Source organism: Luteococcus sp. Sow4_B9 (assembly GCF_052116585.1).
Classification (GTDB): Bacteria; Actinomycetota; Actinomycetes; order Propionibacteriales; family Propionibacteriaceae; genus Luteococcus.
Genome location: NZ_JBQKKT010000013.1, coordinates 75,891 through 88,030 on the forward strand (window position 1 = coordinate 75,891; position 12,140 = coordinate 88,030).

Here is a 12,140-nt window from a genome sequence, read left to right on the forward strand (position 1 = left end):
TGAACTTTTGGCCACACCGTACCTTCCATGTGCGGCTCTTGTGACATTTCGTGCCGTAAGACACAACGATAATTTGTCAGGACAATCTATTGACACTGCACTAGGGAGCGAGGCAGGCTTGAAGCAACCGGTTCACAGGAGAGCCGGGCGTGCTGAAGGGACGAGCGATGTCATTGGTCGAACGGATCGTCGAGATCCGCGCCCAGGAGCCCAACCGGATTGCCCGGGTGCTTGCGGAGCGCCCTCGCGGCGCCATGCCGGCCGACGGCGGCAAGCTCATGATCATTGCCTGTGACCACCCCGCGCGAGGTGCGCTCGTGGCTGGCCAGGACGAGACGGCCATGGCGGACCGCGAGGAACTGCTGGGGCGCTGCATGGAGGCCCTCGGGCGCCCCGGCGTTCACGGCTTCCTGGGAACCGCCGACCTGGTGGAGGATCTGGCCCTGTTGGGCGCACTCGACGGCAAGCTGGTCTACGGTTCCATGAACCGCGGTGGCCTGATGGGCGCCAAGTTCGAGATGGACGATCGCTTCACCGGCTACGACGCTCGCGGCGTCAAGGCAGCCGGCCTGGACGGCGGCAAGATGCTGATGCGGATCAACTATGCAGATCCGGCCAGTGTCCAGACCATGGAGTCCTGTGCCCGGGCCGTCGACGAACTGGCCGAGCTCGACTTGATGGCCATGGTGGAACCCTTCATCTCATCCTGGATGGCCGGGCACATCAGCAACGACCTCACGCCCTATGCGGTGATGCGGTCCATCGCCATCGCGTCGGGGCTGGGGCACACCTCGGCCCGCACCTGGCTCAAGCTTCCCGCCGTCACCGACATGGAACGCGTGATGGCGGCGACGACCCTGCCGGCCCTGATCCTGGGCGGCGAGGTCAAGAAGGACAATGACGAGAGTCTCGCACTGTGGCAGAAGGCCTTGGCCATCCCCACGGTGCGTGGTCTGGTCATTGGAAGGTCCCTGTTGTTCCCGTCGTCCGGAGACGTGGCGGCGGCCGTTGACGAGGCGGTAGGTCTGCTGTGAACACCAATCCCGACATCTACATCCCCGCAGGAGAGAGCGGTCACGACCAGTTCGAGGCCGACGTGACCCCGGAACGGGCCGGTTGGGCCTGGTCCGGCATCAAGATCCTCAAGCTCGACGCCGGTGGCAGCCAGGAGCTGCAGACCGAGGGCGACGAGGTGCTGGTCCTCCCCTTGGAGGGTGGCTGCACCGTCGAGGTCGACGGGCAGAGCTTCGAGCTGGCCGGGCGCGAGAGCGTCTTCAAGGGCGTCTCCGACTATGTCTACGTGCCACGTAACAAGAGCCTGGTGGTCACCTCCGAACAGGGTGGCCGCTTCGCCATCCCCACGGCGCGTGCCACCCAGGACCTCCCCGTCGCCCACTACGGCAAGGACCAGGTTCGCACGGACCTGCGTGGCGCCGGCGACTGCTCGCGTCAGGTCAACAACTACGCCCTCAACAACGGGGTCCCCACCAGTCACCTGCTGGTCTGCGAGGTGCTCACCCCCGGCGGCAACTGGTCGAGCTACCCCGCCCACAAGCACGAGGAGTTCAGCGAGGTCGAGCGCGAGCTGGAGGAGGTCTACTACTTCGAGGTGACCGCGGGTCCCGACGGCCCGGGCTTCGCCCTGCACCGCACCTACGGCACTGCGGAGCGCCCCATCGACCTGTTGGCGGAGGTGCACGACCGTGACATCGCGCTGGTTCCCCACGGCTGGCATGGCCCTTGCGTCGCGGCCCCCGGGTACGACCTCTACTACCTCAACGTGATGGCCGGCCCCGCCGAGGACCAGGTCTGGCTCGCGATCGACGACCCCCAGCACCACTGGATCCGCAGCACGTGGGACGAGCAGGAGATCGATCCCCGCCTCCCCTTCACGAACTGACCCCCTAGGAGAAACCGTGAGCAACGACGCTTACCGTGGCACCGTCGACCTGACGGTGGCCCAGGCGACCATTCGCTTCCTGTCCAACCAGTACTCCGAGCGCGATGGCATCGAACGGCGCCTCATCCCCGGCGCCTTCGGCATCTTCGGCCACGGAAACGTCGCCGGCATCGGCCAGGCACTGCTGCAGAACGAGATCAACCCTGCCGAGGGCGAGAACGAGATGCCCTACATCATGCCTCGCAACGAGCAGGGACAGGTGCACGCGGCTGCCGCCTTTGCCAAGACCACCAACCGGATGCAGACCTACATGTGCACCGCGTCCATCGGGCCCGGCTCGCTCAACATGGTCACCGGCGCCGCCCTCGCCACCACCAACCGGGTTCCGGTGCTGCTCTTCCCCTCGGACCAGTTCGCGACGCGCATCCCGGATCCGGTGCTGCAGCAGCTGGAGGACCCTACCAACCTCAACATCTCCGTCAATGACTGCTTCGTGCCGGTCTCCCGCTTCTTCGACCGGATCAACCGTCCCGAACAGCTGATCCCGTCCTTGCTCAACGCGATGCGTGTGCTGACCGACCCGGCAGAGACAGGTGCGGTGACAATCGCGATGCCGCAGGACGTCCAGGCCGAGAAGTGGACCTGGCCCGTGGAGCTCTTCGACAAGCGCGTGTGGCACGTGCGTCGTCCCCCGGCAGAGCCCGCCGCCCTGGCTCGTGCGGCGGAGATGATCAAGGCAGCCAAGCGGCCCATGGTCATCGCCGGCGGTGGAGTGATCTACTCCGAGGCAACCGAGCAGCTGCGGGAGTTCGCCACGAGGACAGGCATCCCGGTTGCCGACACCCAGGCCGGCAAGGGGGCCATCAACTTCGACCACGAGTGCTCCATCGGCGGCGTCGGTTCCACCGGCGGTGACTCCGGCAACCACATCGCCGATGAGGCGGACCTGGTCATCGGCATCGGCACCCGCTACTCGGACTTCACCACCGCGTCGAAGACCCAGTTCAAGAACCCCGACGTCAAGTTCGTGAACATCAACGTGGCCAGCTTCGACGCAGCCAAGCAGTCGGCCGAGATGGTGGTGGCCGATGCCCGTGAGGCCCTGGTGGCGCTCACCGAGCTGCTCGACGGCTACCACGTCGACGAGGCCTACAGCCAGCGGATCGCCACCGAGAAGAAGGCTTGGGAGGAGCAGGTTCAGCTCTGCTACCACCGTGACCACGGTCCGCTGCCCGCCCAGACCGAAGTCTTCGGCGCGCTCAACGAGCTGATGGGCGACGAGGACGTCGTGATCAACGCGGCAGGCTCGATGCCCGGTGACCTGCAGGCCCTGTGGCAGGCGAAGACCCCGGTGCAGTACCACGTGGAGTATGCCTTCAGCTGCATGGGTTACGAGGTTCCGGCGGCGCTGGGAGTGAAGCTGGCCCGACCCGAGTCCGAGGTCGTCGCGATCGTCGGCGACGGCACCTACCAGATGCTCCCGATGGAGCTGGCCACCGTCGTGCAGGAGAACATCAAGGTCATCTACGTCCTGCTGCAGAACCACGGCTTCGCCTCCATCGGCGCGCTGTCCGAGTCCAGAGGTTCGCAGCGCTTCGGCACCAAGTACCGCCAGCGTGGCAAGGGCAGCCACCTGGCCGACGAGGAGCTCATCAAGGGCGTCGACATTGCCGCCAATGCCGCCTCCTGGGGAATCGACGTGCTCAAGGTCAACGGCATGGATGAGTTCCGCGCCGCCTACCAGAAGGCCCACGAGTCGGACCGCCCCACGATGATCCACATCGAGACGGACCTGATGGGCCCCAACCCGCCCGGTTCGAGCTGGTGGGACGTTCCGGTTTCGGGCGTCTCGACCTTGGAGAGCACCCAGAAGGCGTACGCGGACTACGTGGAGGACCGCAAGCCGCAGCGCCACTACCTGTGATCCGACGGGGACGGCGGGCAGCCAGCCCGCCGACCCCACCCAGAGCAGTTCATCGCACCACCCGCCGGCCACGCGGAAGTGGCCATTACCAGTGAGGAACGAACAATGCAGTTCGAGAACAAGGGCAAGTCCGTCAACACCACCAATCCCCGCTACTCCAAGCTGACCATCGGCGTCTGCCCGGACCAGTGGGGCGTCTGGTTCCCCAGCGATCCCAAGCAGATCGACCCCGACGTCGCCATGACCGAGATGGCCGAGGCCGGCTTTGAGATCCTCGAGACCGGCCCCTGGGGCTACTTCCCGAAGGATCCCAAGGAGCTGCAGCGCTGGGTGGACGAGCGCGGCATGCGCGTCGTCGCGGGCACCGGTTGGGGCATCCTGCACAAGGAGGAGGCCTGGGCCGAGACCGAGAAGACCTTCCGTGACATCGCCGAGACCCATGCCGCCGTGGGTGCCGAGTACATCGTGCACCTGCCTCCGCTGTACCGCGACGACAAGACCTGGGAGTTCACCGACGACCGCGTGCTGTCGCCGGAGGCCTGGCAGCTCTACGTCGACAATGCCAACAAGCTCGGCCGCATCATGAAGCAGGACTACGGCCTGACCATGGTGCTGCACCCCCACGGCGACTCGCACATCGAGACCCCTGAGGAGATCGACCGAATCTTCCAGGCCACCGACCCGGAGTACGTCTCCTTCTGCCTGGACACCGGCCACATCGTCTACGGCGGTGGCGACCCCGTCGAGCTGTGCCAGAAGTACCCCGAGCGGATCGGCTACGTGCACATCAAGGCCTTCGACGAGGACCTGGTCAAGGAGGCCCACGAGAAGGACTGGCCCTTCGGTGAGGCCGTCGCCAAGGGCGCCTCGGTGTGCCCGCCGGCCGGTCTGCCCCCGATGGACACCCTGATCGAGGCCCTCGCTGACCTGGACAAGGAGCTGTACGTGATCTGCGAGCAGGACATGTACCCCTGCGCTCCCGACTTCCCCAAGGGCAATGCCATCAACATGCGCAAGTACCTGGCCTCCCTGGGTCTTGGGCTGGCCTGAGCTCCCTCTACGAAGAACCACAGAAAGCTGGAATGACATGACTGTCCGAATTGGTCTCATCGGGGCCGGCGGCATGGGCCGCGCGCACGTCGAGCGCATCACCAATGAACTGGCCGGGGCGCAGATCGTCGCCGTCGCCGACATCAACCTGGACGCGGCCAAGGCCGTCGCCGAACCGCTGGGTGCTAAGGCCTATGCCGATGGCAAGGAGCTCATCGCAGACCCGGAGGTGGACGCGGTCCTGGTGGCCACCTTCGGCAAGGTCCACGAGGAGTCGGTGATCCCCGCGATCGAGGCCGGCAAGTACGTCTTGTGCGAGAAGCCGCTGGCCACCACCGCGGCCGGTTGCGAGCAGATCATGGCCGCCGAGCAGAAGGTCGGCAAGAAGCTGGTCACCGTCGGTTTCATGCGTCGTTTCGACCAGGCCTACCGCGAGATGAAGGAGCTGCTGGAAGCCGGGGACCTGGGTTACGCAACGCTGGTGCACAACCGTCACCGCAACCCCTCGGTTCCCGAAGGTTATGTCTCGCGCATGGCCATCGACGACACCGCAATCCACGAGATCGACACCATGCGGTGGCTGCTGGGGGAGGAGATCGTCGAGGCGCGAGTGGACCGTCCCCGCTTCACCTCCAAGCGCTTCGAGCACCTCAACGACCCGATCGTCGTGGTGATGAAGACCGAGTCCGGCGTCCTGATCGACGACGAGGTGAACGTCAACATCCAGTTCGGCTACTCGATCGAGTGCGAGCTGGTGATGGAGGCCGGCACCGCTCGCCTGGGTGACCAGGAACGGATCCACGTTCGTGACGGCCATGGCGACCGCAACAAGATCTGCAACTCCCACATCGACCGCTTCCACGCCGCCTTCAACCAGGAGGTGCAGGAGTGGATCCGTGCGGTGGCCAAGGACGAGCACACCGGTGCCGACTCCTGGGACGGATATGCGGCGGCAGTCGTGGTCGATGCCGCGGTGGCCTCGCTCGAGGATCCTGAGGGCAAGCCGGTCAAGGTCGAAATGATCGACAAGCCCGGGCTCTACGCCTGAACAAGCCCCGGGTGGTGGCCGGCCCTAGTCGGGCCACCACCCACCAGCCCTTCCCCAGGAAAGGAAGTGTCATGGTCGACATCGCCCTTGACCCGAACATGTACTACATGACCATGTCGGTGCCCGACACCCTGCGCAAGGCGGCCGACCTCGGCTTCCAGTACGTGGAACTCTCGCCGCAGGCAGACTTCCACTTCTGGCACCACTACCCGAAGGCCGATGACGACTTCGTCACCGAGCTCAACCGGGCCCAGCAGGAGACCGGCGTCAAGATCCGCACGCTGAACCCCGTCTTCAACTGGGCCTCCACCGACGAGACCGAGCGCCAGGCCCAGGTTCGCAACTGGCGACGCCTGCTGGAGCTGGCCGACCAGTTGGACGTGCGCGAGATCACCAGCGAGTTCTCCGGCAATCCGAACACCCCGCGTGAGTGTGAGTCCCAGTGGTACCGCTCCATGGAGGAACTGGTTCCGGACTTCGAGAAGTACGGAATTCGCCTCAACATGGAGGCCCACCCCTACGACTTCGTCGAGCTCCACGACGATGCCTACCGCCTCATTCGGGGCGTCAACAAGGAGTGGATCGGTTATGAGTTCTGCTGCCCGCACGCCTTCCACCTGTCCGATGGCAAGGGTGATGTGGCACGCATGATCCGTGACAGCGCGCCCAAGCTGCGCGAGGTGCACATGGCGGACGCCTTCAATCACCGCGCCAATGATGGCAACCGCTACATCATCAATCCTCCGGGGGTCGATGCCCGCATCCACCAGCACAACGAGATTGGTCTGGGAGAGGTGCCCTGGGACGAGGTCTTCGCCACGCTGCGTGAGATCGACTTCGACGGCGTCATCTCGGTCTGTGTCTTCGGGTGGCACGAGAAGGCCGACGAGGTGAATCGCCGCATGCTCGAGCGGATCACCAAGGAGCTCGTTGCCTGAGGTGGTTGGATCCCCCGTCTCTTGACCGCGGGCCCCGGGGGACGACCAGTCCCACGGGGCCCGCAGTTCATTCGAGCGCGCCCGGAATCGCCGGGTGCCCCATCAAGAGGTTGGAGACCTGCAATGTCCGTCCAGATTCCCGAAACCATGCGCGCAGCCGTGCTCCGTGAGCCAGGCAAGGGGTTGACCGTGGAGAGCCTGCGCACACCCCGTCCCAAGGCCGACGAGGTGCTCATCCAGGTCGATGCCTGTGGCATGTGCCACTCGGACCTGCACGTGATTGGAGGGGCGATCGCCTTCCCCATGCCCGCCGTGCTCGGGCACGAGGTGGCTGGCACCATCGTGCAGCTGGGGGAGGGGACCGAACACACGAGCCTGGCCGTGGGCCAGCGTGTGGCTGGTGCCTTCCTGATGCCCTGCGGACGTTGCGAGGCCTGCGCCAAGGGCCATGACGAGCTGTGCGGTCCCTTCCTCGACCTGAACCGACTCAAGGGCCTGCTCTACGACGGGACCACACGGCTGGCCACACCGGAGGGTGAGGCCGTCTACATGTATTCGATGGGCGGTCTGGCCGAGTACGCAGTGATCCCGGCGACCTCCGTCGCCCCGGTCCCCGACGAGATCGACACCGTGCCCTCGGCGATCCTCGGCTGTGCCGCACTGACAGCCTATGGCGCGGTGCGCCGCGCTGGCTTGCAGCACGGCGAGACGGTGGCGGTGGTGGCCGTGGGTGGCGTGGGCAGCAATATCTGCCAGATCGCCTCCGCCATGGGGGCGAAGCAGGTGATCGCCATCGACGTGAGCGACGAGAAGCTGGCGCCCGTCACCGCTTTCGGCGCCACGGCCGTCGTGAACTCCGCGACCAGCGATGCCCGTGAGAAGGTGCTCGAGCTGACGGGTGGCAGAGGTGTCGACGTCGCCTTCGAGGCGCTGGGCATCGGCCCCACCTGGAAGACCGCGCTCGACGTGCTCAGTGACGGTGGCCGCATGGTGCCGATCGGGCTCGGCGCCGGTGTGCAGTCGGCCGAGGTGGAGATCAACCGCACCGTGCGGCGCAGCCAGTCCATCCTGGGCTCCTATGGCGCGCGTACCCGCGTGGACCTGCCGGCCGTGGTCGACATGGCGGCCCGTGGCGAGATCAACTACAAGGAGCTGGTGACCCGTCGCTTCCCGCTGGAACAGGCTGGTGAGGGGTACGAGCTGCTGCGGCAGGGTGGGATCGTGGGTCGCGCCGTGGTCGACATGTCCCTGTGATCTGTCATGGACGGGCTGGGCGGTGTGCTCCGCCCGTCCGTGATGCCCGTGAACGCCAATTCTCCGAAGAAAAGACGGAATGTTCGGACAAACTATTGACCTTCCAATGAACGGGGCGTTAACTGGGCTCTGAGAGAGAGCTTTGGTTGTCGGCCGCCTGCGTGGCGGCGACCCTGGACAAGGAGACAAGGATGTCCCACGCAAGTCCGGCGGCTACTGCTGCCAAGATCGAGCTGCCCCCGTTGCAGGCGGGGCCGCACCAGCGGCGGCTGGACACGATCGCCGTCGTCGCCACCTTTGGCGGATTGCTGTTCGGCTACGACACCGGTGTCATCAATGGCGCCCTGGAGCCGATGAAGAAGGACCTCGGGCTGACCGCCACCAGCGAAGGCCTGGTCACCTCGACCCTGCTGTTGGGTGCGGCGGCCGGCGCCTTGGTCTCGGGCATCCTGAACGAGAAGCTGGGGCGCAAGAAGACCATGAGCACCATCGCGGTGTTGTTCTTCTTCGGTGCCCTTGGGTGCGTCGTGGCCCCAGGGCTTGGACTGCTGCTTGTTTCTCGCGTGGTGCTGGGTCTGGCAGTTGGTGCGGCCTCCGCCACCGTTCCCGTCTACCTTGCCGAGTTGGCGCCCACCGAACGGCGTGGTGCGCTCAGCGGCCGCAACGAGTTGGCCATCGTGGTTGGCCAGATGCTCGCCTTCGCCATCAACGCGATCATCGCCAGCATCTGGGGCCACCACGGATCCGTCTGGCGCTACATGCTCGTCGTCTGCATGTTGCCTGCCGTCGCCCTCTTCTTCGGCATGATGAAAATGCCTGAATCGCCTCGCTGGCTGCTCAAGCACGGGCGCCGCGACGAGGCGCTGGCCGTCCTGATGCAGGTGCGCAACGAGGACCGGGCACGCGCAGAGATGGCCGAGGTCGAGCGGTTGGCCGAAGAGGAGAAGGTGGCCAATTCCGGCGGCTGGTCTGACATGGGCATCCCGTGGATCCGTCGCCTGGTCATCATCGGCTGCTTCCTGGCTGCTGCCCAGCAGATCACCGGCATCAACTCGATCATGTACTACGGCACCCAGCTGCTGCATGAGGCCGGCTTCTCGTCACAGGCCGCCATCATCGCGAATGTCGCCAATGGCGTGCTGTCGGTCGTGGGCACCGCCCTGTGTCTGTTCGTGGTGATCGACAAGGTGTCTCGTCGCAAGCTGATCATCTTCGGCTTCTGCATGACCACCTTGATCCATGGCCTGATCACCGTCGTCGCCACCCTCATGCCGGCCAGCACGGCGCGTGCCTACCTGGTCTTGCTGCTGTGCGTGACCTTCGTCTTCTTCATGCAGTGCTGCCTCAACGCCCCTGTGTGGGTCGCCCTCTCGGAGATGTTCCCGCTGCGAGTTCGTGGCTTCGGGATGGGGGTGGCAATCCTGTTCATGTGGGTCGTCAATGCCATCATCACCTTCTCCTTCCCGGTCGTCACGGCCCGGGCGGGACTGCAGGGCATGTTCGGCATCTTCTTCGTGCTGGGTGCTCTCGTGGTGGTCGGCCTGGCCAAGTTCCTGCCCAACACCAGTGGTCGTTCCTTGGAGGAGCTGGAGGAGCACTTCGCCAGCGGCGGCAAGATCTGAGGACATCCCGCGTGCCGCTGTCTGCGGCATCGGGGACGCAAAAGGGGCTGGCATCCCGTCGGGATGCCAGCCCCTGCGCTGTCCAGCAGGTGACCCAAGAGGGTGGTGGAGCTTGATGTCTTGTCCGGGTGGCCTCGCGCGGCTCTCGCGCCCTTGAAGGGGCGGGTGCTCGCTACAGGGGTGTCGCCGGGGTTGGTGGCGTATTGCGGTCTGTGTGGCCTCAGTCGTCCACGGCCACTGGTTCCTCTTGTCGGTCAGCGGTCAGCGGTCAGCGGGGTGGTGCCCCGGCTCAGAAACAGCTGCGGAAGGAGGCGAAGACGGCCAGGAAGCTCGCGCCGATCAGCGGGAGGGCAGCGGCCGCCAGCACGATCTCGGAGCCGGTCAGCACGGAGGCGATGACCATGGCGCCGCACAGGATGGCCAGGGCCGCGCAGGTCAGCAGCGGCTGGAGGATCTCGACGCGGATGCCCGAGAGGTCCTCGTGCTCGGCGGCAGCGGTCGGGGTGGTGGGGGCGGTGAGGACGGTGCTCATGTGATTCTCCTTGTCTGGGCGTGGCCGCAGAAGGAGCGATGGCCCCTACCGCACGGCCATCGTGGTGTTGTCCGGACTTTGTCCTGACAAATGTCAGTCTAAGGCGCGCTGGGGCGTGGCGCAAATCAGCCCGCGATGCAAGGCTCCCGACTCGACGCCTCCAACTCGACATCGGGGCATTGTGGCTCAAGTCACTACATGTTATTGTCAGGACAAAGGCACGACGTGGAAGTCGTGTGTCAATTCCGGGCTCGCACCGCTGCGAGCAGGCCCAGGCAGATGCCGAGCCAGTACATGGAAGGAAGCGGTCCCATGACCCAGACCATCGCCCACTGGATTGCCGGAGCTGAGTACGAGGGCTCCCCAACACGTCGAATTCCCGTCGAGAACCCTGCCACCGGCAAGGTGGAGGGTGAACTGCTGGCTGCCAGCCAGGAAGACCTGGACCATGCCGTCGAGGTGGCCACTGCCGCCCAGAAGAAGTGGGCAAAGTTCTCCCTGGCCAAGCGCGTTGCGATCATGTTCAAGATGCGCGAGCTGGTCCTGGAGCACTCCGACGAGATCGCCAAGAGCATCGTCGCCGAGCACGGCAAGGACTACAACGACGCGATCGGCGAGATCCAGCGCGGTCGCGAGACCCTGGACTTCGCCTGCGGCATCAACTCCGCCCTCAAGGGAGAGCACTCCTTCGACATCTCCTCCGGAGTGGACATCCACTCCATCCGTCAGCCGATCGGCGTCGTGGCCGGCATCTGCCCCTTCAACTTCCCGGTGATGGTGCCGATGTGGATGCACCCCATCGCGATTGCCACCGGCAATGCCTTCATCCTGAAGTCCGCCAGCCCCACGCCCACCGCCTCGTTGCTGATTGCCAAGCTGTACAAGGAAGCAGGCCTGCCCGACGGCGTCTTCAACGTGCTCGGCGGCGATCGCGAGCTGGTCTCCGGCATCCTCGAGCACCCAGGCATCGACGGGATCAGCTTCGTCGGCTCCACGCCGGTCGCGCGCATCGTGCAGGAGCGGGCCACTGCCACTGGCAAGCGGGTCCAGGCGCTCGGCGGGGCCAACAACCACGCCATCGTCATGCCGGATGCGGATCTTGACTTCGCGGCCCAGCACATCTCAGCCGCCGCCTTTGGCGCGGCAGGCGAGCGCTGCATGGCCCTGCCCGTCGTCGTGGCCGTGGGTGGCTGCGGCCCGAAGCTCGCTGAACTGGTCAAGACCCACGCCGAGAAGATCAAGGTGGGCATGGGGCTCGACGAAGGCGTCCAGATGGGTCCGGTCATCAGCAAGCAGGCCAAGGAGCGCATCGTCGGCCTGATCGATGACGTCGAGAAGCGTGGCGCGACCATCGTGCTCGACGGCCGAGGCCACACCGTCGAGGGTTACGAGGATGGCTTCTGGCTGGGCCCGACCATCGTCGACGACGTCCCGGTCGAGGCGCCCTTCTACCATGAGGAGGTCTTCGGCCCCGCCCTGGCCATCGTCCACGCCGAGACCTACGAGGAGGCCATCGAGATCGTCAACTCCTCGCCCTATGGCAACGGCTCGGCCATCTTCACCAATGATGGTGGCGTCGCTCGTCGCTTCACCCTGGACGTGCAGGCCGGCATGGTGGGCGTCAATGTCCCGATCCCCACTCCAGTGGCCTTCTACTCCTTCGGTGGTTGGAAGGACTCGCTGCTGGGTGACCTGCACATCCACGGCCCCGAGGGCGTGCTCTTCAACACCCGGATGAAGGCCATCACCAGCCGCTGGCCCTCGGAGTCCGGCAACTACGCCGCCTCGATGTCCTTCAAGCGCGAGGAATGAGCCTGGCGCAGCAGTGAGACCGGCCGCGACGGCCACATGAGCACATGTGGCCGTCGCGGC

At 65.6% G+C, this 12,140-nt stretch carries 10 protein-coding genes; 9 read left to right on the forward strand and 1 reads right to left on the reverse strand.

The features are described from left to right. The first annotated feature begins 167 nt into the window (after window positions 1-167). The 8 genes from ACTQ49_RS09610 (at window position 168) to ACTQ49_RS09645 (ending at window position 9,736) form a co-directional block, all read left to right on the forward strand. A complete protein-coding gene (locus ACTQ49_RS09610) occupies window positions 168-1,034 on the forward strand; it encodes a Cgl0159 family (beta/alpha)8-fold protein (RefSeq protein ID WP_441827631.1) in 867 nt (288 codons plus the stop codon). After that, window positions 1,031-1,900, forward strand: a complete 870-nt coding sequence (iolB, locus tag ACTQ49_RS09615; RefSeq protein ID WP_441827625.1) for a 5-deoxy-glucuronate isomerase — start codon at window positions 1,031-1,033, stop codon at window positions 1,898-1,900. Before ACTQ49_RS09610 ends, iolB begins: the two co-directional genes overlap by 4 nt. A 16-nt stretch (window positions 1,901-1,916) precedes the next feature. Further along, window positions 1,917-3,824 (forward strand): 3D-(3,5/4)-trihydroxycyclohexane-1,2-dione acylhydrolase (decyclizing), encoded by a 1,908-nt coding sequence (gene iolD, locus ACTQ49_RS09620; protein WP_420176499.1) that lies wholly within the window; start codon window positions 1,917-1,919, stop codon window positions 3,822-3,824. 105 nt (window positions 3,825-3,929) lie between these two features. Further along, window positions 3,930-4,874, forward strand: a complete 945-nt coding sequence (locus ACTQ49_RS09625; RefSeq protein ID WP_420176500.1) for a TIM barrel protein — start codon at window positions 3,930-3,932, stop codon at window positions 4,872-4,874. A 37-nt stretch (window positions 4,875-4,911) separates the two neighbouring features. Next, window positions 4,912-5,922: a Gfo/Idh/MocA family protein gene (locus ACTQ49_RS09630; protein WP_441827626.1), complete on the forward strand. Its 1,011-nt coding sequence runs from the start codon at window positions 4,912-4,914 to the stop codon at window positions 5,920-5,922. Window positions 5,923-5,993: 71 nt separating this feature from the next. Beyond that, complete coding sequence (locus tag ACTQ49_RS09635) at window positions 5,994-6,860, forward strand: sugar phosphate isomerase/epimerase family protein (RefSeq protein WP_420176502.1); 867 nt, start codon at window positions 5,994-5,996, stop codon at window positions 6,858-6,860. Window positions 6,861-6,983: 123 nt separating this feature from the next. Then, window positions 6,984-8,114 (forward strand): zinc-binding dehydrogenase, encoded by a 1,131-nt coding sequence (locus ACTQ49_RS09640; RefSeq protein WP_441827627.1) that lies wholly within the window; start codon window positions 6,984-6,986, stop codon window positions 8,112-8,114. A 191-nt stretch (window positions 8,115-8,305) separates the two neighbouring features. Next, window positions 8,306-9,736, forward strand: coding sequence for a sugar porter family MFS transporter (locus tag ACTQ49_RS09645; protein ID WP_420176504.1), 1,431 nt, complete (start codon window positions 8,306-8,308; stop codon window positions 9,734-9,736). A 289-nt stretch (window positions 9,737-10,025) separates the two neighbouring features. Here ACTQ49_RS09645 and ACTQ49_RS09650 read toward each other — a convergent pair whose 3' ends face one another. Next, window positions 10,026-10,268, reverse strand: a complete 243-nt coding sequence (locus ACTQ49_RS09650; RefSeq protein ID WP_420176505.1) for a hypothetical protein — start codon at window positions 10,266-10,268, stop codon at window positions 10,026-10,028. 312 nt (window positions 10,269-10,580) lie between these two features. On the opposite strand from ACTQ49_RS09650, the gene ACTQ49_RS09655 reads away from it, so the two are divergent. Continuing rightward, entirely contained in the window at window positions 10,581-12,080 is a 1,500-nt protein-coding gene (locus tag ACTQ49_RS09655) for a CoA-acylating methylmalonate-semialdehyde dehydrogenase (RefSeq protein WP_441827628.1), read from the forward strand. The last annotated feature ends 60 nt before the right edge of the window (window positions 12,081-12,140 follow it).